The organism is Amylolactobacillus amylophilus DSM 20533 = JCM 1125, assembly GCF_001936335.1.
Lineage (GTDB): Bacteria > Bacillota > Bacilli > Lactobacillales > Lactobacillaceae > Amylolactobacillus > Amylolactobacillus amylophilus.
Genome location: NZ_CP018888.1, coordinates 1,187,082 through 1,211,469, shown reverse-complemented (window position 1 = coordinate 1,211,469; position 24,388 = coordinate 1,187,082). Strand labels below are relative to the sequence as shown.

Annotated in this window: 28 protein-coding genes, 1 tRNA gene and 1 pseudogene; 7 read left to right on the top strand and 23 right to left on the bottom strand. The window is 43.9% G+C overall.

What is annotated here, in order from left to right; translation table 11 throughout:
- The first annotated feature begins 80 nt into the window (after nt 1-80).
- A complete protein-coding gene (locus tag LA20533_RS06345) occupies nt 81-371 on the top strand; it encodes a hypothetical protein (RefSeq protein ID WP_056945936.1) in 291 nt (96 codons plus the stop codon).
- Nucleotides 372-388: 17 nt separating this feature from the next.
- On the opposite strand, the gene galU is transcribed toward LA20533_RS06345, so the two are convergent.
- The 3 genes from galU to map all read right to left on the bottom strand — a co-directional run bounded on the left by galU (nt 389) and on the right by map (nt 3,206).
- On the bottom strand, nt 389-1,297 hold the full coding sequence (galU, locus tag LA20533_RS06340) for a UTP--glucose-1-phosphate uridylyltransferase GalU (RefSeq protein ID WP_054746015.1): 909 nt from the start codon (nt 1,295-1,297) through the stop codon (nt 389-391).
- Nucleotides 1,298-1,412: 115 nt separating this feature from the next.
- A complete protein-coding gene (locus LA20533_RS06335; RefSeq protein ID WP_371857345.1) occupies nt 1,413-2,327 on the bottom strand; it encodes a YihY/virulence factor BrkB family protein in 915 nt (304 codons plus the stop codon).
- A gap of 72 nt (nt 2,328-2,399) precedes the next feature.
- Nucleotides 2,400-3,206, bottom strand: a complete 807-nt coding sequence (gene map, locus LA20533_RS06330; protein ID WP_056945935.1) for a type I methionyl aminopeptidase — start codon at nt 3,204-3,206, stop codon at nt 2,400-2,402.
- A 132-nt stretch (nt 3,207-3,338) separates the two neighbouring features.
- Here map and LA20533_RS06325 point away from each other — a divergent pair, with 132 nt between their 5' ends.
- From LA20533_RS06325 to LA20533_RS06315, 3 genes are read left to right on the top strand one after another with little or no spacing between them, the layout of a single operon-like run.
- Nucleotides 3,339-3,794, top strand: coding sequence for a flavodoxin (locus tag LA20533_RS06325; protein ID WP_054745840.1), 456 nt, complete (start codon nt 3,339-3,341; stop codon nt 3,792-3,794).
- Complete coding sequence (locus tag LA20533_RS06320) at nt 3,781-4,299, top strand: GtrA family protein (protein ID WP_056946386.1); 519 nt, start codon at nt 3,781-3,783, stop codon at nt 4,297-4,299. The genes LA20533_RS06325 and LA20533_RS06320 overlap by 14 nt, the downstream gene beginning before the upstream one ends.
- 3 nt (nt 4,300-4,302) lie before the next feature.
- On the top strand, nt 4,303-4,734 hold the full coding sequence (locus tag LA20533_RS06315; RefSeq protein ID WP_054745836.1) for a GtrA family protein: 432 nt from the start codon (nt 4,303-4,305) through the stop codon (nt 4,732-4,734).
- 102 nt (nt 4,735-4,836) lie between these two features.
- Here LA20533_RS06315 and wecB read toward each other — a convergent pair whose 3' ends face one another.
- Nucleotides 4,837-5,982: a non-hydrolyzing UDP-N-acetylglucosamine 2-epimerase gene (gene wecB, locus LA20533_RS06310; protein WP_054745835.1), complete on the bottom strand. Its 1,146-nt coding sequence runs from the start codon at nt 5,980-5,982 to the stop codon at nt 4,837-4,839.
- 134 nt (nt 5,983-6,116) lie between these two features.
- Here wecB and LA20533_RS06305 point away from each other — a divergent pair, with 134 nt between their 5' ends.
- Nucleotides 6,117-7,355 carry an aminopeptidase gene (locus LA20533_RS06305; protein ID WP_054745832.1) on the top strand — a complete coding sequence of 413 codons (1,239 nt, stop codon included), beginning with the start codon at nt 6,117-6,119 and terminating at the stop codon, nt 7,353-7,355.
- Nucleotides 7,356-7,426: 71 nt separating this feature from the next.
- Here LA20533_RS06305 and LA20533_RS06300 read toward each other — a convergent pair.
- The 5 genes from LA20533_RS06300 to LA20533_RS06280 form a co-directional block, all read right to left on the bottom strand.
- Nucleotides 7,427-7,500, bottom strand: a tRNA-Arg gene (locus LA20533_RS06300).
- A 36-nt stretch (nt 7,501-7,536) separates the two neighbouring features.
- Nucleotides 7,537-8,907 (bottom strand): PTS sugar transporter subunit IIC, encoded by a 1,371-nt coding sequence (locus LA20533_RS06295; protein WP_054745831.1) that lies wholly within the window; start codon nt 8,905-8,907, stop codon nt 7,537-7,539.
- Between the two features lie 33 nt (nt 8,908-8,940).
- Nucleotides 8,941-10,269, bottom strand: a complete 1,329-nt coding sequence (locus LA20533_RS06290; RefSeq protein ID WP_056945934.1) for a DEAD/DEAH box helicase — start codon at nt 10,267-10,269, stop codon at nt 8,941-8,943.
- A 2-nt stretch (nt 10,270-10,271) separates the two neighbouring features.
- The gene (locus LA20533_RS06285) at nt 10,272-11,282 is read right to left on the bottom strand and encodes a Gfo/Idh/MocA family protein (RefSeq protein ID WP_056945933.1); all 1,011 of its coding nucleotides are present in this window, start codon (nt 11,280-11,282) and stop codon (nt 10,272-10,274) included.
- A 4-nt stretch (nt 11,283-11,286) separates the two neighbouring features.
- Nucleotides 11,287-11,997: a GH25 family lysozyme gene (locus tag LA20533_RS06280; protein WP_056945932.1), complete on the bottom strand. Its 711-nt coding sequence runs from the start codon at nt 11,995-11,997 to the stop codon at nt 11,287-11,289.
- 148 nt (nt 11,998-12,145) lie between these two features.
- Between LA20533_RS06280 and LA20533_RS06275 the strand changes: the two genes are divergently transcribed.
- Nucleotides 12,146-13,435 (top strand): APC family permease, encoded by a 1,290-nt coding sequence (locus LA20533_RS06275; protein WP_054746014.1) that lies wholly within the window; start codon nt 12,146-12,148, stop codon nt 13,433-13,435.
- Between the two features lie 106 nt (nt 13,436-13,541).
- Here LA20533_RS06275 and hpt read toward each other — a convergent pair whose 3' ends face one another.
- The 12 genes from hpt to LA20533_RS06220 all read right to left on the bottom strand — a co-directional run bounded on the left by hpt (nt 13,542) and on the right by LA20533_RS06220 (nt 21,392).
- On the bottom strand, nt 13,542-14,081 hold the full coding sequence (gene hpt, locus LA20533_RS06270; protein ID WP_054745824.1) for a hypoxanthine phosphoribosyltransferase: 540 nt from the start codon (nt 14,079-14,081) through the stop codon (nt 13,542-13,544).
- 100 nt (nt 14,082-14,181) lie between these two features.
- Entirely contained in the window at nt 14,182-15,549 is a 1,368-nt protein-coding gene (locus tag LA20533_RS06265) for a hemolysin family protein (protein WP_075362815.1), read from the bottom strand.
- A 148-nt stretch (nt 15,550-15,697) separates the two neighbouring features.
- A complete protein-coding gene (locus LA20533_RS06260) occupies nt 15,698-15,955 on the bottom strand; it encodes a hypothetical protein (RefSeq protein ID WP_054745822.1) in 258 nt (85 codons plus the stop codon).
- Nucleotides 15,955-16,857, bottom strand: coding sequence for an ABC transporter ATP-binding protein (locus tag LA20533_RS06255; RefSeq protein WP_056945931.1), 903 nt, complete (start codon nt 16,855-16,857; stop codon nt 15,955-15,957). The genes LA20533_RS06260 and LA20533_RS06255 overlap by 1 nt, the downstream gene beginning before the upstream one ends.
- A 349-nt stretch (nt 16,858-17,206) precedes the next feature.
- Complete coding sequence (locus tag LA20533_RS06250; protein WP_056945930.1) at nt 17,207-18,112, bottom strand: teneurin-3; 906 nt, start codon at nt 18,110-18,112, stop codon at nt 17,207-17,209.
- A 4-nt stretch (nt 18,113-18,116) separates the two neighbouring features.
- Nucleotides 18,117-18,542, bottom strand: a complete 426-nt coding sequence (locus LA20533_RS06245; protein WP_056945929.1) for an SMI1/KNR4 family protein — start codon at nt 18,540-18,542, stop codon at nt 18,117-18,119.
- Between the two features lie 12 nt (nt 18,543-18,554).
- Complete coding sequence (locus tag LA20533_RS06240; RefSeq protein ID WP_054745814.1) at nt 18,555-18,740, bottom strand: helix-turn-helix domain-containing protein; 186 nt, start codon at nt 18,738-18,740, stop codon at nt 18,555-18,557.
- On the bottom strand, nt 18,737-19,150 hold the full coding sequence (locus tag LA20533_RS08845; RefSeq protein WP_157043477.1) for a DDE-type integrase/transposase/recombinase: 414 nt from the start codon (nt 19,148-19,150) through the stop codon (nt 18,737-18,739). The genes LA20533_RS06240 and LA20533_RS08845 overlap by 4 nt, the downstream gene beginning before the upstream one ends.
- Nucleotides 19,140-19,517 carry an IS3 family transposase gene (locus LA20533_RS08840; RefSeq protein ID WP_236781712.1) on the bottom strand — a complete coding sequence of 126 codons (378 nt, stop codon included), beginning with the start codon at nt 19,515-19,517 and terminating at the stop codon, nt 19,140-19,142. The genes LA20533_RS08845 and LA20533_RS08840 overlap by 11 nt, the downstream gene beginning before the upstream one ends.
- A gap of 47 nt (nt 19,518-19,564) precedes the next feature.
- Nucleotides 19,565-20,272, bottom strand: a complete 708-nt coding sequence (locus tag LA20533_RS06230) for a helix-turn-helix domain-containing protein (protein WP_075362814.1) — start codon at nt 20,270-20,272, stop codon at nt 19,565-19,567.
- Between the two features lie 99 nt (nt 20,273-20,371).
- Complete coding sequence (locus LA20533_RS06225; protein ID WP_056946851.1) at nt 20,372-20,731, bottom strand: DUF1304 domain-containing protein; 360 nt, start codon at nt 20,729-20,731, stop codon at nt 20,372-20,374.
- Between the two features lie 127 nt (nt 20,732-20,858).
- Entirely contained in the window at nt 20,859-21,392 is a 534-nt protein-coding gene (locus tag LA20533_RS06220) for a tyrosine-type recombinase/integrase (protein ID WP_056946856.1), read from the bottom strand.
- 115 nt (nt 21,393-21,507) lie between these two features.
- Here LA20533_RS06220 and LA20533_RS06215 point away from each other — a divergent pair.
- Nucleotides 21,508-21,791, top strand: a pseudogene (locus LA20533_RS06215) (transposase); the annotation flags it as partial.
- A 281-nt stretch (nt 21,792-22,072) separates the two neighbouring features.
- On the opposite strand, the gene rlmD reads toward LA20533_RS06215, so the two are convergent.
- Entirely contained in the window at nt 22,073-23,428 is a 1,356-nt protein-coding gene (gene rlmD, locus LA20533_RS06210; RefSeq protein ID WP_056946858.1) for a 23S rRNA (uracil(1939)-C(5))-methyltransferase RlmD, read from the bottom strand.
- Nucleotides 23,429-23,480: 52 nt separating this feature from the next.
- Nucleotides 23,481-24,380 carry a diacylglycerol kinase gene (locus tag LA20533_RS06205; RefSeq protein WP_056946861.1) on the bottom strand — a complete coding sequence of 300 codons (900 nt, stop codon included), beginning with the start codon at nt 24,378-24,380 and terminating at the stop codon, nt 23,481-23,483.
- Nucleotides 24,381-24,388 lie beyond the last annotated feature (8 nt).

Below are 24,388 nucleotides of genomic sequence, written 5' to 3'. Positions count from 1 at the left end.
AAGCAATATTGTAACTGAAAGTCGCATTCCGTGCGCGAAATAGGACTTTCCTTAATATTATTTTAAAGATGGAGCTAACCATGCGAGTAATTGATTTCCTACAACTTATCCTTGATCTAGACAAACAGACACGCTTCTTCTACCAAGGCGCTTCTGATAACCTCTATGCAGTGACCGAGCTCGTAATTAAGCCAGAGAGCGTGATTTTGACCACAAAAAAAGCAAGCGCACATGCACTCCACCAATGGGAGCTTGTGACCCTGCTTCAATCTATTGCCAATAAAACAATCTACATGCAGATTCTCGTCTTAAACGATTACGCAGAATTCTATGGTATTCAATTACACGAGAGTGCCGCGTACATCAAGTAGTCGTCTCCAGATAATCCTTATTTCTTAGTTGATTTTGCGTTCGTCTCGCTTGCCAGTTGTTTCGCCAAGTTGATGATGTATGGTCTAAGTTCATCCTTAGTCTCAGGATGCGTTAAACCATACTCAATTGATGTCTTCAAGTAGCCGAATTTGTTCCCCACATCGTACCTCTTGCCCTTGAATTCATGGGCAAAAACACGCTGAGTTCTGTTCATGCGGTCAATTGCATCTGTTAATTGAATTTCGTTTCCCGCACCTGGTTTTTGCGTCTCCAGCATCTCGAAGATTTCTGGTGTCAGAAGATAGCGACCAATAATTGCGAGATCGCTAGGTGCCTTGTCCACATCAGGCTTCTCCACGAATGCTTTAACGTTAAATAAACCTGGCTCTGATTCGGATTCTGGTGCAATCACACCATACTTGTTTACCTCTTCATGAGGAACCTTCATTACCGCGATAGTTGATGCCTTGGTTTCGTTGTAACGGTCAATTAACTGCTTAGTCAATGGCACTTCATCGTCCATCACATCATCACCCAAAAGCACAACGAAAGGCTCGTTACCAATGAATGACTTTGCCTGCAGGACCGCATCCCCTAGGCCACGTGGATGTGATTGCCGCTTGTAGTAGATATTCACACCCATATCAGTAATATCCTGGGTCACTTTCAGCAATTGATCTTTGTGTTTCGCTGTCAATGACTGCTCAAGCTCAGGCGCCGAGTCAAAGTGGTCCTCAATTGAACGCTTCGTTTTACCCGTCACAATTAAGATATCTTCGATTCCTGACTTATGTGCCTCTTCAACGATAAACTGAATCGTTGGCTTATCGACAATCGGCATCATTTCCTTTGCGAGTGCCTTCGTTGCTGGGAGGAAACGCGTTCCTAGTCCTGCTGCTGGAATTACGGCTTTTCTAACTTTCATCATCAACCATCACTTTCCTTATCTCTTACGATTATTCTTTACTATTCATCTTACCAAACTTTACAGACGAGCACTACTAATTAACTAGCCAATTAAGCAGTTCAGTCACTGAGATTTACTGACCGTGCTTATTGCGCCGTTGTTTAAGAAATCCTACTAAGCGTCCGGCGCTATAATCTATCTGGCCGTAGCGCCAGTTGTCGATTGTGGAGTTCACCACCACACCGAAAAGCAGTAAGAGTGAGCTCAGATTTAACCAGAGCATAAAGATAATAAATGTACCCACGATACCATAGTTACTCCAACTGGTGCCAAAATAACGCAGGTACAGACTAAAGCCGGCGGATAGGAGGACCCAGCCTGCTAAAGTCACGGCAACTCCAGGCCAGAGTGAGCGTTTCTTCAGGTTGATATTTGGGAGGAAGTAGTTGAGGTAGGAAATGACACCTACCAGCACAACTAGAATTAACGGCCACTTGAAGTTTACGATGCGGTAATACGGTGCCATCGAGAACTTAAAGATTGGGGCGAGAAACTCCAGAATTTGTTGGCCAAAGGCAAAGACGAAGACAATGACGAATAAGCCAAAAACCAGGAGGGCCGTCGCCATAAATGTCACAAACCGGTTGATGAGAGTCGTCCAGATGGACGTCTTCTGCTCGATGTGCCGCACACCATAAATCTTATTCATTGCGATCCTAATCGAATTAATCAACCGACTAAAAGCCCAGATGGCCACTAAGATACCAAAGGAGATAAAACCGCCACTGCCTCTAGAAAGCAGGCTATTGATGATCGGCATAATGAAACTTTGCACCTGCTCTGGGAAAACCAACGCCAGGTAACGGGAGATCGGCGCTGTTTTGACATTCAGCAGTGGCAACAAGTTTCCAATGATAATGATTATTGGGAAAATTGATAAAAGTAAATAATAGGCAATCACAATCGAGTTCTGGGTGATTTCACCCCGACCAAAAACAGAGGAGAACACCTTGGCAAACTCCACTGGTTCTTGTTTCTTCTTCGTGATTGTCGCACGTTTCAATGCCTTTGTTTTCAAGCCGGTGTTCGGAATTGTACTTCGCACGTCTGTCTCTCCGTCTTAAAAGTTTGGTAGGTACTTAGCATCAAACACGGGATCCTGTGATGTTAGAATCTTCGGGCCATCCTTCGTAATAGCAATTGTGTGTTCGAACTGTGCGGACTTCTTGCCATCCGCAGTCACGTAATAGATCCAATCATCGTTTGGATCATCAACCATCTTATCCTTCAATTGCCAGGTTCCTTGGTTAATCATGGGCTCAATCGTGATGGTCATGCCTTCACGTAGGCGGAGTCCCCGCCCCTTCTCGCCGTAATTAGGCACATCTGGTAATTCATGCATTGTCGGTCCAATTCCGTGACCAATCAGCTCACGGACGTCACCGTAACCGTTCTCCACCTCGGTGTATTGCTGGATGGCATAACCGATATCGCCGATTCGGTTACCCACTTGCGCCTGATCAATTCCAAGATAGAGAGCTTTCTTCGCCACGTCGACCAGCTTTTGATCCTCCGGTGAAATCTTGCCAACTGCATAAGTCCAGCAAGAGTCACTCTCATAGCCGTCAAGGTTGATTGTCGTATCGACGGCAACAATGTCCCCCTCCTGCAAAATCACGTTTTTGCGCGGTGTTGCATGGGCAATTTCGTCATTAACACTGGTACAAGTTGCATACTTGTAACCCTCGAAGCCCTTCTCTGAGGGTGTGCCGCCCCGGCTCGTCACGAAATCGTCGACGAAGTCTTCAATATCCATGAGTGAGATACCTGGCTTGATGATGTCCCGCAGTCCAATGTGGGCTTGCGCCAGTAACTGGCCTGATTTAGCCATTCCTGCTAATTCTCTAGGTGATTTAATTGTTATCAATCTTCTTACTCCTTTTTTTGTCTACAATCATTATAGCGTTTTTCTAAGATTTACCAAAATAGTCTGGTAAAATCTTGTCAGAGGACTACATTTGATATAATCTAGTTAAATTGAAATCGAATGAGGCAAATTATGACTACAGCAAAAATTGTGTATGCTAGCATGACTGGCAATAATGAAGAAATCGCCAATATTCTGGACGAGGAATTAACCGACCGCGGTGTCACCACTAGTCTGAGTGACATCTCGTTCACACCTGCAAGTGAATATCTGAACTACGATCTCACCCTGATGGTGGTCTACACGTATGGCGAGGGCGAGATGCCAGATGAGGTGGCAGACTTCTACGATGATCTGGCAGAATTAGACCTCACTGGCAAAGTCTACGCTGTGATGGGGTCCGGTGATTTATTCTATGAAGAGCATTATTGTGAGACGGTGGACTACTTCGAACAATTATTCACGAAGATTGGCGCCACCAAAGGTGCCGAGCCGCTCAAAATCAATTTGGAGGCAGACGAAGCAGACATGGATAATATTGCTGCCGTTGCTGATTCTGTACTGGCCAAACTCAATGAAAAAGCATAATTCAGATCAAAATAAGTCGCCGGCACTGCAAATCGCCGGTGGTCGCCTGTTGCGGCGCCACCACGATTTCTTTGCGTACGTTATTTTTGGCTTCATCGCATCGCTGATCAACATTGTCACTTTTTTGACACTCCACAATGGTTTCGCACTGAATCTCATCACTGCGAATACCATTGCTTTCTTCGTTTCTAACCTGATCAGTTTCATCATGAACAAGAAGGCAGTATTCATTTCCGAAAAGGACGCTAAGGCAAGTAATGGCAGCTTAGCGCGCCAGATTGGATTATTCTTTCTTTATCGAATATTATCACTGATTCCGGACAATCTGGTCATGCTTATTGGACTAAGCTGGTTACAGTTTAATTCAGTATTCGTGAAGGCGCTCGATCAGGTGATCGTCGGCATTTTTAACTACATCACAACAAAGTCCGTCTTCAAGCAGGAAACAAGCAGATTAAGAAAACTTGTACTGGAAGCACGAGATAAAAGACGGGAGCGTGAGTAACCCATGGAAAAGATCGTTGGTGAGGTCAGTCACCTGTTCCACAAATATCAAGAATTAATTTCGTACGCCTTCTTTGGTGTATTAACTACCCTGGTAAATATTGTCAGCTTCTTCTTACTTCAGCAGTTCTCTAGCGGTCACTACTTAGTTAATAACACAATTGCCTGGTTTATCTCCGTGCTTTTCGCATTTGTGACCAATAAGCTGTTTGTCTTTAACTCAAAGAGTTGGGCGATCAAGCTGGTAATCAAGGAAATCATCCTCTTTTTCGGGACCAGATTTGCAACACTGATTGTCGATGACGGTATTATGGCTCTAGGCGTATCTATTCTAGGCATATCTAGTGGTATCACTAAGATTATCGATCAGGTGATTGTGATTGCCCTCAACTTTGTATTAAGTAAGCTGTCGTTCAAGCCAAAACAAACCAAATAGTATTTTAAATTAATAATTTTAAACAAAAAACAAGTTTAACCGGTCGTGGCCCTAATGCCTAATTATTGACTAGCTAAACTCGTTTTTTATTTTACTCTATTCCTATTCGAAATCTTGTGGCCGCGGATTATGCTGCTCGTCAAAATGGTGCGCAATCGCAGCAACAATTCTTTTCGCAGCCTGACCATCACCATACGGATTTTTAGCTTTAGCCATCTTGTCATAGCTTTCCTTGCTGTCGAGCAACTCGATCATTGCATCCTTGACAGGTTGCTCATCCGTTCCGACAAGTCTAAGAGTTCCTGCAGCTACACCTTCTGGTCGCTCAGTTGTATCACGCAGCACAAGCACTGGCTTACCCAATGATGGTGCCTCTTCCTGCACACCACCCGAATCAGTCATAATGAGGTAACTTCTCTTGGCCAAATTGTGGAAATCAACCACATCAAGTGGCGCAATGAGATGAATCCGCGGGTCGTTATCAAGTACAGCATGTGCGACTTCCTGCACCGCTGGGCTGAGGTGAACCGGATAGATAATTTCCACGTCATCGTGCGCATCAACGACCTCCTTCATCACCTTAAACACACGCCGCATGGGCTCACCCTGATTCTCCCGCCTGTGCATCGTCACCAAGACAACACGGTTACCAGGCTTAATCGAGTCGAGGACATCGTGGTGGTACTCCTCTTTCACTGTCTGTTGCAGGGCATCGATTGCCGTATTCCCAGTAATGTAAATCTCCTTTTCAGGATGATTTTCCTGCAGTAAATTCGCCTTACTTTTAGCAGTCGGGGCAAAGTAAAGATCAGTCAATACATCAGTTAATTGACGATTCATTTCCTCAGGAAATGGTGAATATTTATCCCAGGTTCTGAGTCCAGCCTCCACATGACCGAGTACGGTCTGTTCGTAGAATGTGGCTAGCCCTGCCGCAAAGCTAGTTGTCGTATCGCCGTGCACTAAAACAATGTCCGGTTTCTCCGACTGAATTACATGCCCTAGGTCAAGCATCACCTTGCTGGTAATCTCAGCCAAACTCTGGTTTTTCTTCATGATATTGAAATCATAGTCTGGTTTGATGTGGAAAATTTCTAGTACCTGATCGAGCATTTCCCGGTGTTGCGCCGTCACAACGGTGATCTCCGTAAAACGCTCGTCTTGTTGTAATTCAAGAACAAGCGGCGCCATCTTGATTGCTTCAGGTCTGGTACCAAATACCGTCATCACTTTAATTTTATCTGCCATAATATTCCTCCGCTCTCACTATCATACCGTAATGCTCCAGAAAATTGAACAGGAACCTGACATACGCTGCCGACTTCCTGTGCTATAATTTCCCCAAACGGTTCTAGCTAATTAAACCCACGAGGAGCATCAAAATGACCCTACCCAATTTCACGAAATTATTAACAACTTACGCACAGATGATTGTTGAAATCGGTGCTGGCATCCAGCGAGATGACATAGTCTATGTGGAAGCAGATATAGCGCAGGCTGAATTAGTCCATCTCCTAACCAGCGCAGCTTATAGACTCGGTGCTGCCGAAGTAATCGTTAACTGGAACGACGACTTCCTTACCCATGAATTTCTCCTCCATGCTAGTGAAAAACATCTTGGCACGTTTAAAGAGGCCAAGCGGCAGGAAACAGCATACTTGCTAGAGCATCAAGCTAAACGGATTAATGTTGTTAGTTCAATTCCTGGCGCCCTAGACGGCGTTAAGCACGAGCGTCTTGCCTTATTCCAGTCAACAAACGCCACTGGCCTAAGGCCACTACGTCATGCCTCGCAAAATAATGATATTAGCTGGACCGTGGTAGCTGCGGCCAATCCCGCCTGGGCCCAAAAGATATTTCCACAGATGACTAAAGAGGCAGCCAACGATGAATTGTGGCACCAAATTTTTCAAGCAACACGCATCTACAGCGAGGACCCTGTTCGGGCCTGGCGACAACATGTTCGTAGGCTAGACCAAAGAGCACAGCAGCTTAATGACTACCAATTTGACAGACTCGTTTACCGGGCACCAGGAACCGCGTTGACGGTCGGACTACCACAACAACACATTTGGGAGAGTGCAGGCGCGACTAACCGCCAAGGTCAGCCTTTTATTCCCAATATGCCAACCGAGGAGGTTTTCACTGCGCCAGATAAGAACCGCATCGATGGCCATGTTACCGCAACTAAGCCACTGTCGTACGGCGGGCAAATTATCACGGGAATTCGCTTTGATTTCCGTCGCGGAAAGATTAGCCAAATCCAAGCTGAATCTGGTCAGCAAACACTTGAGCACCTACTAGAGACGGATGAAGGCGCCCGTTCACTCGGTGAGGTTTCGTTAGTACCCTATTCATCGCCCATCTCCCAGTCTAATATTATTTTCTATAATACTTTGTTCGACGAAAATGCCGCGAACCATCTTGCACTAGGAGCCGCCTACCCATCGAGCGTGGCGGGTGGTACCAAGATGAATCCACTGGCGTTACAACGGCACGGACTAAACGTCAGCACCGTGCACGTCGACTTCATGGTTGGTGGAAGCGAGATGGATGTCGACGGAATTACCAAGTCCGGTGCAATCATTCCCGTATTTCGTCACGGAGAGTGGGCATTTTAACCCCAAAGGTCGGAAATCAGCAAAAAAGGTTGTCACGAGTTTGTTCGTGACAACCTTTTATAATCTACCGATGATCTCGATCAGAATCGAACTGATGACCTACTGCTTAGGAGGCAGTCGCTCTATCCTGCTGAGCTACGAGACCAGAATAATCAATTACTTGATTATCTAATAATATATTCTACCATGAATAACGATTTTTGAAACGGTCTTGTACATGAATTTTATTGGCGGCACGCACAAACGGGGCCCAGATGAGGAATGCAATGAGCATATTCACCAACGCCAGCACAATGGCCCGCCAATCCATATTGGTGGCCAAAAATGCCTGAAGTACCGACGGCATAAACTGTGGCATCGCCACCTGGACGGGATTAACCCAACCAACTTGAGTAACGATGTACGCCAGCGTAACGTTCGCGAGCGGAGCTACCATGAATGGGATGAAGTAGATCGTGTTCAAGACAATGGGCAAGCCAAACATCACGGGCTCATTGATATTGAATACTTGTGGAGCCAACGTGATTTTCGCCAATGTTCGCTGATCGGTCCGCTTAGAGAACACCAGAATGGCCACCACGAGCAATAGTGTGCTGCCGGCGCCGCCAAACCAAGCAAATGCATCAAAGGAACCACGCACCCACTTATACGGCAGGTCAGTCCCGTTTCTCACCGCCATAATATTCATATTCTGCGGTGCCAACCAGACTGAATCAAGGACCGGTGACAAGACGTTCATTCCGTGAATCCCAAAGAACCAGAATACCTGGACCAGAGTGGTCACTAAGATGACCATCCCAAAGCCCTGTCCTGCGCGCAGCAACGGTTGCTGGATAGCCCGCACCAACCAGTCACCGAAGAACAGTCCTGTGAAACGGGTGAACAAATAATTGATGGAGCCTACGGTAAATAACGCAACCAGGGCGGGAATTATTGCCGCGAAGGCAATTGTGCTCGCCTGTGGCATCTGCCCAGTGAGGTTAATCACGAGCCGCGCCTTCGTCATCATAATATAGATAATTGCCCCTAATGCTCCAAAAATAATTGCAGTAATTAACCCCGTGGTCGAGAGTTGGTCGATGGCGAAGACGTCCCTAATATACATGGTCTTGCCTTTTAAAATAATTTTGGCACCACTCAACAAATTCTGCGATGCCTGTGGCAACGATTGGTCCAACTTAACGTTTGCAACATTGGCGATACTCATGACAAACGAGGCCACAGCGATGAGTGAGCCTGTAATCCCATTCACCTCATAAGCTTTTGCTAGGTGGTACCCCCAGGCTGCAGCGAAGAATAGCGCAAAAATAGCAAATGTGCCATTCCAAATCACGTTATCGATTGCCACGAGTGGTCGTAAAACCGAATAGATGGTCTGCCAACCCATCTGATCATGAGCCACCTGAATCAGGCTATTCAACAAGACGGATACCGATCCGACCATCGTGATTGGTAGCAGTGAGACGAACGCATCCCGCAATGCTACCAGCCACCTTAACGAACCAATAGTGGTTGCGATTGGTACAATATATTTCTCTAGCCAAGCAATCACTTATTCATCCCCTTTAACGCTTAAATAGAACTCTTATTGCTCGTTTCGAGCCGCTTCCTTCTTTTGCTTCTTATCTTTCAAAGGATGATAGCCCTTATTCTTTTGCTTTTTCTGGCGCTTCTTACGTTTTGCCCGCTCCAGTTTCTTAGAGCGCTCATTAACATGCGCAGGCGGTTCTTGCTGGTGGGAGGTTCCAGTTACAGCAGTGGAATTCTGACCACCATTGACCTCTTGTTCTTGTGGTACCTCAGCCTGTGCCGGCTTATCCGTGGTCAGTTCTCTCCCGGAAAAATAGACACGTTTAATCTCATACTCAGCGCCCAACATTTTCTTCAAATTACGCAAATCATGGTCGGTGCCTAGCGTAATCACCGTTCCTTTTTTGCCCATTCGTCCGGTTCTCCCAGCACGATGAACATAGGTATTCTTATCGGCCGGTAGTTCGTAGTTCACGACGTATAACAGGTCGAAAACGTCAAGACCTCGCGCAGCTAAATCAGTTGTCAACAGCGTCTTAATTTCACGTTTCGCTAAACGCTTTAGTGCACCCTTACTTGCTTGCTTGTTCGTCGCATTCGATAAGGCATCGAAGCTGACTTTCGTATGGCTCAGGACGCCAGCAAAATATTCTAGCTGTTTCACCGCATTAAAGAAAATCATCGCCGAGAAATGGTCCACCTTGGTTAGTTTCGTGAACATCTCGAGCTTGTGCCGATTATCGACCTGCAGAAACAAGTGCTTAACTTGACTGACATCCTGGTCCCGCACATCAATCATTAAGAATGGTCTGGCGAAAATCTGCTCAGCATCTCTTGTAATTGCGGATTCGGTCGCTCCGAAAAGGGCAATCTGACTGGTTGATGGAATATTCTGCCCCAGTGAGGCAATTAGTTCTAATTTGGTTGATTCCAAAATATCGTCTGCCTCATCAATAACCAACTGCTTAATTTGTTCGTGATGAATACGATTCTCACTCACCATATCAAAAAAACGCCCTGGGGTTACGATTAATACCTCAGGATGTTTCTTCTTTAACACCTCAATCTGGCGGACGCGGTTGCCGGAGCCAACTAGAGCAATAACCTTCAGTCCTAACTCGGCCACGTAGTCCTTGATTGCATCCCGCACCTGTACGGCGAGCTCGGTCGTTGGCTCAAAGATAACCAGGCTGTTGGCTTTGCCCGGTTCAACACGCTTTAGAAGCGGTAACGAATAAGCCAGGGTTTTGCCAGTACCTGTGCGTGCAAGGCCGACGATACTCTCGCCATCAAGTAACAGTTGTACGGTTGCAGCCTGAATTGGTGTTAGCGCCGTGATTGCCTGTTTGGCAAAAATAGTACTAAATTCTGGGAATAAATCCATTTCTATCCTCTATCAGCAGTGAATTCAATTCCTGCGTTTCTTCTAAGTGCATAAAGCACCTCATTGACATTGTGTGAGAGAACCAACAAATCTTGCATTGCATCAAAGTCCCCTGTTTCAATCGCTCGGGCAAAAAAGTCTGCCTCGTTAACCATTGGGTTCTCAGGATGAGAGACGGTCAGGTCAGTGTATTCTTTAGCACGATAATCCGGGTAGAAACGCACGGCATCGAGTGTTGCAATACTATCCACCCATAACGTCTCCTTACCCGCGTAAATCTCCGTTGGGACATATGACTGCGCCGTTTTACCGAATAACAGCGTTACATGATAGTCTGGGTAATCAAGAATAGCAGTTCCCTTTGCATCAACGCCGGTCCGCGCCATATCGGCAAAGTAATGCACCTTATCTGGCGTACCAAACAACCGTAACGCTCCATAGACCGCGTAAACACCGATGTCTTGAAGAGCACCACCCGAGAACTTAGTTGAGAAGATGTTCGGCTCCTCTCCGGCAAGGACATTGTCGTAACGACTAGAATACTTCATGTAGGAGATTGTCGCGCCGTTAACGCTACCCTTTGCTTCCAGTTCAGCTAACTTGCGTTCGACGACCTGAAAATTAGGGTCGAAGATGTGGCGAGCCGCCTCGAAATAGAAGATATCATCATGTTCAGCTAACGCATCCTTCACTTCCTTAAATTCCGCCGGATTGGAGAAAGCTGGCTTCTCAACAATAACGTGTTTGCCAGCCTCAATGGCTTTGATAGCTTGCTCTTTATGTAGGCTGTTTGGTGAAGCAATATAAACCACGTCAAACGTGTCACTGGCAAAGAAATCCGTTAAATCGGTGAAAAATGCTGCGTCAGGCCGCGCCACGGATTCGGCAAACTGCTGTGCTTTAGCTAATGTCCTAGAATAGACAGCCGTGAGAGTGAATGCGGCATTCTCCTTACCAGCATTCACAAACTGTGACGTAATCCAGTTTGTACCAATAATCCCTAAGTTAAGCATTGTGTTAGTTCCTTCCTACTAATTGACTATAATCCGACTGACTCCCCATGAAGCTCAACATCGTGAGGTCGTCCATTTGTGCCATGTTTCTGATGCGTCCTGTACTAGTATAACGCCAAAAGAGGTAATTTTGCGCCAAACCCGGCTTTTTTTTCGTTGGCGCAATGAACTCGACGGGCTGACTGCCAAAATAACGCGCTACCTCAGTGCGCCTTGCTAGCACCACTGCATCATCGCCAGAATCTTTTAGTAAACGCGTGAATTCCGCCATTTTGCGCCAAAACTTCGCACCGTGATAATCGGCGGCGGGAATAATCAGGACTGGCAGAATACCCGTATTCCGCCCCACCTTCTCCCTGAAGTAGTTGAACTGCTCTTCCACACTCGACTCATTGCTGAAGTATTGTGCAGTACCAAAGTCCAACTGTGTCACAACCAAGCGATCCCGATTCTCTAGATAGCGGTCATCGAAGTAGCTCTTACCCTGCGTGCTCCTCAGATAAACGAAGTCGATGTCCTCCTGCTCGATTTGGTTGAAATCGACGTAGCCCCGGCTTTGATCAAGTAAAACGCCGATGATTTTAGCTGAATTATTGTCAGGATAGGTAGTGGCTGTCGCTAATCGATAGACAGCGAAGCCGATACCTGCCAAGGCCAGGATCAACGTAATGATGATTGCCTGCATTGTGTAACGATGCTTAAATCTACTTTGCACAAGATTTGCCTCCTCACTTATTTTAACTAATTAGGTAAATTTGTACCATGATAAACGGTTTTTTTGTATAATTGAGAAATGAAAAAAATTAAGGGTGGCCAAATTGCATAATACATTAAAGCGTGAAATCAACTTTTTCCAGGCCCTGATGACCGTGATCGGCACGGTGATTGGTGCAGGTGTCTTCTTCAAAATATCGAGTATTACCGCCCAAACCGGTTCAACCAGCGCCACAATTTTCGTCTGGATCCTGGCGGGCATAATCTCGATTACAAGTGGTCTAACCGTTTCAGAACTGGCCACCGCCATGCCCGTGACGGGCGGTCCAACAAAGTATATCGAATACACTTACGGCAAAACGATGGGCTTCTTGTTTGGTTGGGCTCAGATGTTAATCTATTTCCCAGCAAGTATCGCCGCACTCAGCATCGTCTTCGCTACCCAATTCACCGTTTTGTTTGACATTAAAGCAGGCTATATCACGCTGATTGCGATCATTCTCGCTCTCTTCTTAACGATGATGAATTTCTTTGGTACCAAGTTCAGTAGTCACATGCACACTGTCATCTCAGTCATCAAGGTTGTGCCGATTATCTTGATCATCCTCTTTGGCATCTTCAACACCAACAAGATTAACTTAAGCCTCTGGCCAATCACTGTTGGACCAGGCAAGAGCTTCACCAGAGGCATCAGTGGCGCGCTCTTATCGGCCATGTTTGCTTACGATGGCTGGATTAACTTCACCAATTTAGCCGGTGAGGTCAAGCGACCGGAGAAGAATCTCCCACGTGCCATTATCATCGGCTTAGGGGTCATCACGCTCATCTATGTTCTCGTCAACTACACATTCATGAGCGTCTCGCCGTTAAATACGCTCGTGAACAATCCCAGTGCTGCTTTTGATAGTTCAATTCGCATATTTGGGGGCATCGGGGGTAAGATAATCACGATTGGTATCCTGCTCTCGGTCTACGGCGCCGTGAACGGCTACATCATGACTGGCATGCGGGTACCGTACACGATGGCACGCGATAACCTTCTTCCCTTTAGCAAAAGCATTGCCAGACTAAACGTCAACACAGGTGTCCCTGTCATCTCAGAATTGGTCATTCTCGCACTCTCAATTATCATGATGTTTCTTGGTACGTTTGATCTATTGACCGATATGCTTGTCTTCGTGATGTGGGCTTTCACGACACTGATTTCCATCGCAGTCTTTGTCCTCAGAAAGAGAGAGCCCGACCTGGAGCGACCATACAAGGTCCTGCTCTACCCAATCATTCCGGTTATTTCTATTCTTGGCGGCCTCTTTATCGTTGGCTCAACGCTGATTAACCAGTTCTGGCTGTCGGTCGTCGGTATCGGCATTACGCTGATTGGTCTACCAATCTATTATCTCCACCAGAAGCACGTTACAAAATCACCGATTAAGATGTAAGCTGAAAAAATCCCCAGGCTCGTGGATGCACTAGAAGTGCACGAAGCTTGGGGATTTTTATGTACTTGTAATTATTTTATGGAGTTACTGCTTAATCAATTAATGGCTATTTGCTATAAATTTCTGGTTTAAGAACGCCGATGTACGGTAGGTTTCGGTACTTCTCCGCATAATCGAGTCCATAGCCCACCACAAATTCATTCGGCACGGTCACGCCAACGTAGTCGACCTGAACTTCTTCCTCTCGTCTGCTTGGTTTGTCTAATAAGCTACAAACCTTCACCGAGTTAGCCTGCCTGGTCTCAAATAACTTCATGAGTGCGACCAGTGTGGCTCCGGTATCAACGATGTCCTCAACAATGATGACATCCCGGCCCTTCACACTCGTATCCAGATCCTTTAGAATCTTCACGTCACCGCTCGATTCCGTACCGCCACCATAACTAGAAACGTCCATGAAATCTAATTCAACATACTCATCTAACTCCCGCACGAGGTCGGTCATGAAGAGCACAGCGCCTTTTAGAATACAGACCATCAGCGGATACTTCCCGGCATAGTCGCGTTTCAACTCGGCTGCGAGCTTAACATTGAATTCATGTAATTGTTCCTTAGAATAGAGTACTTTTAGGATATCATTGTCCATTTTTGCCCCCTCAAATACTTGATAGCAAAAGTATACCAGTTTTATAAAAGACAAACAATTATTACTTTATCTAATTTATTGGTCGGGTATATTTGTAAGCTTACTCCTCTGCTTCTGCTGCGACAGACGATTGAACAGCGGCACTATCTACCACACGTTCCACCATAAACCACGCCATGAATCCTTGTTCTATCTTAGTAAGTGTGAGTTTGAACCCTTCAAGCTCCACCGACTCGCCCTCAGCGAGGGTTGGGTAATGTTCGGCCATATATCCGCCGACAGTGATAATATCCGAAGATTGAAAGGATTTGAGCTTATGGTGATAAAACCGCTCAAAATCATACAATGTCGTCTTACCACTTACCTTTGCCTGCGTCTTATTCAGGCGAATTATGTATTCGTCAGAGACGTCATCGATTTCGTCACGCACTGAACCGAAGAGCTCCTCGTACACATCTTGGTCGGTGACGATGCCACTCGTACCACCATATTCGTCGACCACGAGCACAATTGGTGTTTGTTTTTGAATCATCAAATGAAGAATCGCTTGGATGGGCATCGTTTCAGGTACCGTTACAAGGGAACGCAGAATTCGGATAATCGAGACGTTCTTGTCCCGTCTGCTTTGCTCAACGATATCGTAAGAGTAGACATAGCCGACAACGGCGTCCTTATCATTATCGGTCACAACGGGTAGGCGACTGTAGCCCTCGTTTAGGTACATGTTCAACGCGGTCCCCACATTTTCTGTCTTATCAATAATGGTCAGCCTGGTCCGGTCCGTCATGATATCCTTCGCATCTTTATCGTTGAGCTCAAACGCACGCTCCATGTAGACAACGTCGTTTTTATCCATGTCCCCACCGGCAACGGCGATCTTGGATAGTCTTAGAATCTCCGATTGGGAGAAAACCTCGTTCTCCTCATCCGCAGCCTGAAAGCCGAGTAACTTCACGATTCCGGTCGCCGAAATATTCAACAGCCAGACAAATGGATAGAAGGCGGTGTGGAAAATATGTAACGGCGTTACGACAAACATCAGCATTTTGATAGGAATATCGATACTAATGTTCTTCGGAACAATCTCCGTAAGGACAACCTCCAGATAGGTCAGGAGAATAATACCTAGCACAGCGCCGACAATATTCAACGTATCGCCGCTTGCAAGGTGCGTCATTCCGAGCAGATCGATTAGCAGGTGCTCGATTGTCGTCTCACCAATCCAACCTAGAACGATTCCTGTCACACTGACACCAACTTGCGTCGTTGAGAGGTACTCATTCAGATTCTGTACCATCTTTAGTGCGAGTCTCAGCTTTCGGGGTGATCCCACGCCCTTATCAATCATGTCCTCAAGTTGACTAGGACGAGTTTGCACGAGGGCAAATTCCGCTGCCACGAAAAACGCAGCAAACATGAAGGTAACTATGATTACGAGTAAATTTGTTACTATCTGACTATAATCCAAGAAAAACCACCTATACTTTAACGAAATTTTGACTAAATAAAAAGAGATTAGTCAACTAATCTCTCTATTTTACCACTTATCTTTTATAATAATTTTTTCGGGTTAATTTTTTACCGTTGCGGCTCGACCGCATAACGCAGTAGCGTCCTCAATTTAGTCGGGTTCGTGCGACGAAAATCAGACCCGTTGCCATCGTCAGAAGGAGAAAACCCGGCAGTGCATAATTCAGATACTCCGCGGTACTTGGTGCACTACCGCCAGTCACGATGTTTCCACCCATCACATAGACAAAGAATAACAGCATGAAGACAGGCATCAGAATCACCGTGATGATTGTATCCGCATTGGTGAAATTTTGCTTAATAATTCTATTGGTCAAGGTAATTAATTGTTTAATGTAATTCATTATTTCTCCTCCTTTGCAGTCACGTCGAGGAAGACGGACTCAAGGTTCTTTTCTGCTTGGTTAAAGTGTAATACTGTTATTGTGTGTTTACTAAGTGTAAGTAGTACGCGCTTGGCATCCTGCTGCTCAATCTGTAACTCAGTTGTGCCCGTAAATGTGATTTTTGCATTTTGCAGTACTTTTTTTGTTTCCGCCAACTGCTCCGTTTGAACACTCAACACAAATTTTTCCTGAGCAAGTTGCTTCATCTCTTGCGGTGTGCCATAACGCACAATCTGCCCGTTATTGATGAAAGCAATGTGATCCGATAATCGATCAGCTTCCTCAAGCATTTGGGTAGTTAGAAATACTGTCTTGCCGTCGTCACGCATCTCAGTGATAATTTGCCAAAGCGCCAAGCGGTTCTTCGGATCGACACCTGTGGTGGGTTCATCCAGGAAAATAATTTGGGGATCGCCGATGAGAGACATCGCTAAGTCTAGGCGACGTCTCATTCCACCAGAATAAGTTAGTACCTTCCGCTTTAAGAAGTCCGTCAAGTTGAGCTGTCTCGCGACACGCTCTATCTCCGTACTCACATCTTTTACACCGCGCAACTTTGCTACAAGGCGCAGGTTCTGGTACCCGGTAAATTCGCCATCAACCGTCGCCTCTTGGGCATTCAGACTAATTTGGCGGCGAATGGCGTTACCTTTCTTCTGCGGATCCAGGCCAAGAATACGCACACGCCCAGAGTTCTGTCGTGAGAGTGTGGTTAAAATATTGATCAGGGTTGTTTTACCTGCCCCATTCTCCCCCAAGAGCGTGAAGACTTCCCCCCGACCTACGGTCAGACTCACTCCCTGCAATACATCGAGCTGACCGAAACTTTTTGTGACATTTTCAACTTTAATTGCGACCATCTATTTGTACTCCTTTTTTCGCATGATATTGCTAGTTTGTCTCGTACTATACCTTTTTATACTATACTTTATTATTAGGTAATGGTACATAATATTATCAAGTAGTTAAAATGTCAACAATTTTGTGGCGAAACTTAAATAATAAAAAAAGAATCTTTTGCAAGATTCTTTTTTAGCGCCCTATTTGGTTAAGATTGTAACGCTCTCGATGTGTTTTGAGATGAATTCATAGCTGTCAAAAATTAGTCACTTGAACATTATTGTCTTTGAGGGAACATATCCACTGAGGGCTTGCGTATGTGGGAACATATCCATTATTATATCAATTATAATGCCAGGGGGTCTTTTGTTATTCCTCATTGTTTCCACCACGCGAGTATGGATCCTTATCTTTCCATTTAACACTACCATCTTTATAATGATAATGCTGTCCATGTCCTCTCACTGTGTGTTCATTAGGAGAAGAACGCTCCGAGGATTCTGAAGTGTCCTGATCTGCAGGATAATCATCATATGAATCTTCGTACTCAGCGCGGTCATCATCTGACCATTCGTATTCTGAATTTGATGAACCGCTCCTTGATGATTCTTTGATAGCAGCTACAGCCACATTAGCCACAAATAATACAACGCCCTTTATTGCTTTTATTGCATTCGGGTGTTTATCTGAAAATTCTATAATTGTTTTACTTATGGTTTTGAAGCCGCTCTTCAATTTCGGTACAAATTCCTGCTTCGTTATGTCTTCTATGTTATTAGGTGGTACAGTCTCGTGTAGAGATTCATATTTTTTGTTTGACTCTACCTTTTTCTGAACTCCACTTACAGACTCTTGATTAACTTCTTTCTCAATTTCTGGTTTATTTTGTGCTTTGGTTACAGGATCGGCTAATTGTATTGTTTCGCATTGAATAAATGTTCCATCTCCAAAGTCAGTCTTTTCTTTTGTAACAGGATTAAAATGCCAATTAGTCGGATTTTTCCAATCCCCATCGTGGGCCTCTAAATGTTCTGCTCTTGTTAGGAACTGAATATTTCCGGGGTCCCCTTGATATTCTGGATATCTTTCCACACTTTTCATATGCTGTCCTTGAAAAGCTACACGGTTCTCATCATAGGCTTTACCTTTATCAAGAATATCTTTCTGTTGTTGGGCAGTCCATTCTCTTGTCCCTTTTCCTTCTTGGACAAGTTCCTGCTCCTTATTCCAAGCCGCATGTATCGCCTTGTTAGATTCTTCTGTTCTTCTTGACATATAATCAACCACCTATGCCAAGCAAATCATGCAGATGTTTAAGAAAGACTATAAAATCATCATAAACTTCATCGTCTTCTATCCTTCCAGCTTCTTGATTATATATAGCTATTTTTTCGCTATTTTTTGCGCAGATGATTGGGTCGCCTGATGCTAAAGCCCCAATAACGATATAGTCATCGTTTGGTCGTGAATTATCATTTACATTAATCACTGGCTTGTGTTCAATTCCATATAATTGAATACCTGCTGGCAAAAAGAACTCACCACCATCAGAAAGCTGCAGCCATTCTTTGTATTTGGATGGAAGAACGACATTATTTTCTTTTTCAAAGGTTGTGATTTTTTCTTCTGTAGTCTCCTCATGAAAAATCATTTTACCCTGTGTACTTAATTCATCAATAATTAGCTTTAATTCTGCAGAAACCATTGTTTTCCTCCTTTACTCCTTACCCGTCTTTATTTCATTGCCATCAGGCAATATAAAAGCCTGCTCAAACTTGACACCAAGCACATCAGCGATGGCTTTCAACTCATCCAAGGTTACCGTTTCCCGTTTTAATTTCTTATTGAAATTCTGTGGAGTCTGGCCAATACGTCTAGCAAGTTCAGAAACGCTTATATTCATTTTAGTGTGCTTTGTCGGCGTTCATTGTTATACCAGCTCATAAATTCCGCTATGTTGTCTATCAATTCTTGCTTTGTATTTGAAGTGTAGAACCTAAAGTACTCTTCTTTCATGTGGCTCCAGAAGCTCTCAATTGAACTATTATCACCTGGTTCTCCCGGCCGCGACATACTATGCAAGACTCCTTCAGCTGATAAGGTAGTGTTAAACATCCCTGACACATAGTCGCTACCACGATCGCTGTGCAGTATTTCAGTTACTGCACCATATTCATTCTCAATCGCTAACTTAAATGTCTCTGTTACCAATTTTGCGGTTTCTGTATCATCTACTATCCACGCAATTATCGAATGGTCATACAGATCCTTTATCGCACTGAGCCGAAGTTTACACTGATTATTAATGGCCATAGAGTAACTCGGTACAGTCTGTAACCCAATATTTATTAGCGTACCCGGGCTTAAAGTTGTGCGTATAGTCTTCGTTCAGTAGTAAATTTTTACTGATAATTTCTTCTTTGAGGTTTTTTCTTGGTTTACGTTTGGTCTTAATTGAAGCTAATATATTATTTTCTCTCATGATTCGTCGCATCTTACTATTGGATACATGATATTGTGTATCGTCATTTAGATGCATCACTAGGCGCTTTACCCCAAAGATATAGTTGTGTGCTTCTTCTAATTGAATTACGTAATCTAGGATGCCTTGATCATCGATATTCCTTTTCGATGGAACATGGTTTAACCAGGCATAGTAAGATGAACGTGCAACTTGCATAATTTGGCAGCTCAGAGCTACGCTGAAGACTTTTCCACTTCTTTCATCTACTTTCTGTGATAATTCTTTAATTGCACGATATTTGTTCTCTTGGAATCCCTTCTTTCTATCTCCTGTAATTTTTTTAAAAGATTATTTTCTGTGGACAAGTAAGTTACCTGCTCCTTTAGTCGCTTAACTTCCAGTGCCTGCTTTTCGGCCGTAGTGAGTAAATCATTTTCAGATTTTCCCTTACCGCGGCGATCAATGAGTCCATCGGGACCGTATTTCTTAAACTTCTTAGTCCAACTGTATACCTGACCATATGAAACGGTGAACTTACGCATGGCACCACTATAGTCGTAATCATGTGCAATAACCCAATTTGTGATTTCTATCCGCTCTTTGAGAGTGGTTGATCTTCCTTTATTCATCTCAGATCTCCTAGTGGCCTCTAATTTATTACCACTAGTATACAGTTTTACCCACTGATAGATGACAGATTCATTTGATATATTGTACTTGTCACGTAGAAACGGTAGAGAAGTATCTGTACTGAGATATTCAAGGACGACTTTCTGTTTAAATTCTTGAGAGAAGTGGGTGTATTCCCTTTGTTTAAGCCCATCAATACCTTTAAGTTGATACTGATGTCTCCAAAGTTTGACGGTACTTGTAGATATAGAATGGTATTGGGCAACCTCAGTTATACCCCAGCCTTTATCTAAGAAGGACAATATCTCAATCTTTTCCTCAACACTATAATGTTTAGCCAAAATAAATACTCCTAGTTCGTGAGACCGGAATTTTAATTATTTCCGTATCCAACTAACTAGGAGTATATCCACTCTTAATTGACTGTGCTTTTTGTTTTCTTAAAAAAATGTTGAAATAAGTGCTAAAATGGCTAAACCGCCTTGAGTTAGAATAATTTTTTTATCACTTGTAATACTGCCATATAATGCCACTAAAATAATATAAACTAATAATAATCTACTAATTTCTATTGGATTACTTGTAAGAAAAACACTATATAATAACCCAACACCAATCAAACCATTATAAATACCCTGATTTTTAAAAAGTTTGTTTAAAGCTTTGCTTTTTAACTCTTCTTTTGTCATGTTAAATACTCGACTTGTAGCGTCTGAAGTTGTAGCAAACGTTTCTAAATATAGGATATAGAAAAATTCCAAAGCTACTAAAAAAATCAATACTGTTGATAAAATTGACATTCTTTCTCCTTTCTTAACTATTTATTTTTATTACTATCCAACTATAAGTTATTTTAAGTGAGTTGTAAAATATTTTATAACCACCAATTTAATCTAATGGATTGAACTTATCCAAGCTAGCTCGTATTTATTCTTCTTCTAATCCGATGTATCGGATAGTCACTGCTTGACTAGAATGATTCAAAATTCTCATCAATGTGGGAATATCCCTGAATTGACGATAATACTTATATCCGAATGTTTTTCTCATTGTATGTGTGCCAATATAATCCAATTCAAGAACACTTGCGACTCTTTGAAGCACTTTATAATATTGATGAGTGCCTAGAGCTTGTGAATGGTCTGAAGGACGATAGAAAAGCCAATCAGATTGCCTATCGTGATAGGTATTCAAATAATCAATAATTAAACTTGTTAGATTCGATAAATTTAAATCCCTTTGCTTGTTCGTCTTTTTTTCAACAATGATAGTTGTCGTTTTATTTTGAACATCAGACACTTTTAAATTTAAAATATCAGAAATCCGCAAGCCAGTGAAAATGCCTATGGTAAATATTAAATGGTCTCTTTTCCCATGTTTTCCTTTGTTTAACTCAGATAAAAAATCTAGCATTACCTTCTTGTCTTTAATTGGTTTTACATTAATTATATTCCGTGTCATTTGACCTCCTCCTATAAGTTATTGATGGGATACTTATTGCTCCTATCCTAGTATTTGGTACATAAATTTCTGAACAGTTATGCCATAATTAATAAAACAAGATAGGAGCATTCCAATGAAACGATATCAAGATGATTTTAAAGCCAGCATTGTGAAGATGCATCCTGAAGAGAAAAGATCTATTCGCTCGCTTCCCGAGGAATACGGTGTTTCTCCAGCCGCAATTCATAACTGGGTTAAAGGCGCTAAATCAGTTGAGCTAGAAGACGGTACTGAAGTAACGTCCAAAGAATTCAAACAACTTCAAAAGGAAAATAAGTGATTAAAGGAGGAACTTGAAATTTTAAAAGCTGCGGCGGTTTTACTGGGAAAGCATTAGAACGAATTAATTGCCTTTTACAGCTCTTATTTCAACCTTTATATGCACTTGAAAAGTAATTACTTTATAAGTGCATTTCAATCTTGTTTGTCCATTCAAGCCAATAGCCATCTTGTCAACTCACCACATTTTTGCCAGCAATCTTATCAACTCACCAAGCCTATATTCAAATTCGTAAATCCGGTGAGTAATCCACCACTCTTGGATATCTTCCCCAAAGCAAAAATCCGTGATTATCCTTCCGGCTTAGAACCAGACCTCAAATCACGGAAAGCCTTTATTTACTTATCTTATTACACGCTTACTTATCAACCCTTGACATCAATACTACCGTCTCCACATGCGGTGTCATTGGAAACATGTCGACCGGAGCAATTGTATCGAACTTATAACCCAATTCTTGGAATTGTTGTAAATCACGCACCAGCGTTGCAGGGTTGCATGAGATATAAACCACTTTCTTCGGCCCGGTCTTCACTGTTGCTTCAATAAACTCTGGTGTCAAGCCCTTTCGCGGCGGATCAACAAAGACCACATCCGTGGATAAACCCTGTTCCTGCCACTTAGGCATCATCTCTTCGGCCTTACCGAGGGCAAAATCAGCATTATCAATCTGGTTAAGCGCGGCATTGTTCTCGGAATCCTCGACAGCCGATTTCACCACCTCAACACCAATCACCTTTTTGACGTGCTGGGCGACAGATAGGCCAATGGTACCGATCCCGGAATAAGCATCAATCACAACATCATCTGCCTGTAAATCTGCCTGCCGCACTGCCAAATCGTACAATCTGGTCGTCTGCTCAGAGTTAATCTGAAAGAATGATTGCGGCGAAATCATAAATTTCTGTTCCCCAATTTGATCAGTAATGTACGGATTACCCGCTAACAAAATGTCCTTGCGGCCAAGAATCACATTCGTCTTCTGCGGATTGTAATTCAGCACAACACTCTTCACATTTGGTAATTGCTCAATCTCACTAATTACCTGTGGTAATTGGGGGAAATTCTTGACAGTAGAGACCAGGACAACCATGATCTCACCGGTGTAATGGCCTACGCGGACCATCAGGTACTTAATCGCGCCCAGGTGCGACTTCTCATTATATGCACTAACGTGATTTTTACGTAAAATGTCCCGTGTTGCGACCAAAATCTGATCAATCTTAGCATCGGTCGTGAAGAAATTCTCGAGTGGCACCATATCATGCGAGTGTTTACGGAAAAAGCCAATTTCGAGCTTACCGTTAATTTGCCGCACGGGTACTTCAGCCTTGTTGCGGTATCCAGTAATTTGCGGTGATGGCAGGGTCTCCTTCACCGTGACGTCAGTCAGGTGCGCCTTTTGTAGTAGATTCTCCACCTGCTGTTGCTTGAATTTCAGTTGGGCATCATAGCTCAGATGGGCTAAAGAAGCCAGTCCGGTTTGCACCCACTGGTTCTTCTTAACCTCAATTCGCTCCGGACTCTTGACCAGAATATTCTGAACTCGCGCGAAAGCCAAATTTTTCTTGACCTTCAGAATCTGTGCCTCGACCACCTCACCGGGAAGTGCATTATTCACGAAAACGGTAATGCCGTCCTCGGTATGCGCCACACCAAGTGCGTCATAGCTCAGATCTGTAATTTCTAATTTGATAATTTGATTTTTTTCCAAAAGTTACTCCTAAAAAATATGAGTTTGCATCAACAAACTCATATTATACACACTATTTGACAAAAAACTCGATATGTTGCTTTAAATTATGGAACTCAAGTGGTAAATAGCCCCCCAGTTCGCCATCAAGGTTGACTGGTACTTCCTCATTCTCATCTAGTACCTTAACGGACAGGTGGGTTGTCCTTTCATAGATGATCTGGGGATCGTTGATGTGATTCCCGTTAAAGGCCATTGCCAACAAGCGCAACACATCAACTGGGTTTGCTGTCTTGACGCCAATCAGGGTAAACTCACCATCGGCGAGTGATGCATCGGGAACGACTTGTTCAAACCCTCCAATTGAATTGGTCATCGCCAGTAGAAAGAGGGACAGTTTACCCTCGTACTCGCCGCCATCCCATTTCAAGTGCATGTTGACCGCATGAATCTTCGGTAACATCTCGGCACCCTTGATCACATAGGCCGCATATCCGAGTACAGACTTAAACTCAGAAGGCACGCCGTAAGTCAGCTCCGTCAGGCTACCAGAACCTGCGATGTTCATGAAGTACTTATCGCCTGCTAGGCCAATGTCCATGCCCATCGTCTTTCCCTCTAGGATGACTTTGGCCGCTTCTTGCATGTCATCGCGCGGAATATGTAAGGCACGGGCGAAATCATTGGTAGTCCCTGCTGGTATAACGGCCATCTTGGGCCGCTCAGGAAGTGGTGCGATACCGTTCACGACCTCATTAATCGTGCCGTCTCCACCAGCCGCGACTACCAGATCAAAACCGGCCAGACCGACCCGCTTTGCCTCGTTCATTGCCGAGTTTTCCTCGACAGTCGTTTGAAATGCGCTAGCTTCATAGCCCGCCTGCTCAAGCGTGTTTAAAATACCCGCAACTTGTGCCGGCATCTGTTCGTTCCCTGATACTGGATTGTAAATTAACCGTGCTTTTTTTACCATGTTGCCCT

Bases quoted from the DNA above. Each gene is read 5' to 3' on its own strand.
- LA20533_RS06345 (WP_056945936.1), top strand. From the start codon at position 81: ATGCGAGTAATTGATTTCCTACAACTTATCCTTGATCTAGACAAACAG.
- hpt (WP_054745824.1), bottom strand. From the start codon at position 14,081: ATGGACAATGATATCCTAAAAGTACTCTATTCTAAGGAACAATTACAT.
- LA20533_RS08840 (WP_236781712.1), bottom strand. From the start codon at position 19,517: ATGCAAGTTGCACGTTCATCTTACTATGCCTGGTTAAACCATGTTCCA.
- LA20533_RS06305 (WP_054745832.1), top strand. From the start codon at position 6,117: ATGACCCTACCCAATTTCACGAAATTATTAACAACTTACGCACAGATG.
- LA20533_RS06275 (WP_054746014.1), top strand. From the start codon at position 12,146: ATGACCGTGATCGGCACGGTGATTGGTGCAGGTGTCTTCTTCAAAATA.
- LA20533_RS06245 (WP_056945929.1), bottom strand. From the start codon at position 18,542: ATGGTTTCTGCAGAATTAAAGCTAATTATTGATGAATTAAGTACACAG.
- LA20533_RS06240 (WP_054745814.1), bottom strand. From the start codon at position 18,740: ATGAATATAAGCGTTTCTGAACTTGCTAGACGTATTGGCCAGACTCCA.
- LA20533_RS08845 (WP_157043477.1), bottom strand. From the start codon at position 19,150: ATGGCCATTAATAATCAGTGTAAACTTCGGCTCAGTGCGATAAAGGAT.
- LA20533_RS06290 (WP_056945934.1), bottom strand. From the start codon at position 10,269: ATGGATTTATTCCCAGAATTTAGTACTATTTTTGCCAAACAGGCAATC.
- wecB (WP_054745835.1), bottom strand. From the start codon at position 5,982: ATGGCAGATAAAATTAAAGTGATGACGGTATTTGGTACCAGACCTGAA.
- LA20533_RS06285 (WP_056945933.1), bottom strand. From the start codon at position 11,282: ATGCTTAACTTAGGGATTATTGGTACAAACTGGATTACGTCACAGTTT.
- LA20533_RS06255 (WP_056945931.1), bottom strand. From the start codon at position 16,857: ATGGTCGCAATTAAAGTTGAAAATGTCACAAAAAGTTTCGGTCAGCTC.
- LA20533_RS06205 (WP_056946861.1), bottom strand. From the start codon at position 24,380: ATGGTAAAAAAAGCACGGTTAATTTACAATCCAGTATCAGGGAACGAA.
- LA20533_RS06325 (WP_054745840.1), top strand. From the start codon at position 3,339: ATGACTACAGCAAAAATTGTGTATGCTAGCATGACTGGCAATAATGAA.
- galU (WP_054746015.1), bottom strand. From the start codon at position 1,297: ATGAAAGTTAGAAAAGCCGTAATTCCAGCAGCAGGACTAGGAACGCGT.
- LA20533_RS06220 (WP_056946856.1), bottom strand. From the start codon at position 21,392: ATGACACGGAATATAATTAATGTAAAACCAATTAAAGACAAGAAGGTA.
- LA20533_RS06260 (WP_054745822.1), bottom strand. From the start codon at position 15,955: ATGAATTACATTAAACAATTAATTACCTTGACCAATAGAATTATTAAG.
- LA20533_RS06320 (WP_056946386.1), top strand. From the start codon at position 3,781: ATGAAAAAGCATAATTCAGATCAAAATAAGTCGCCGGCACTGCAAATC.
- LA20533_RS06315 (WP_054745836.1), top strand. From the start codon at position 4,303: ATGGAAAAGATCGTTGGTGAGGTCAGTCACCTGTTCCACAAATATCAA.
- LA20533_RS06225 (WP_056946851.1), bottom strand. From the start codon at position 20,731: ATGTCAATTTTATCAACAGTATTGATTTTTTTAGTAGCTTTGGAATTT.
- LA20533_RS06250 (WP_056945930.1), bottom strand. From the start codon at position 18,112: ATGTCAAGAAGAACAGAAGAATCTAACAAGGCGATACATGCGGCTTGG.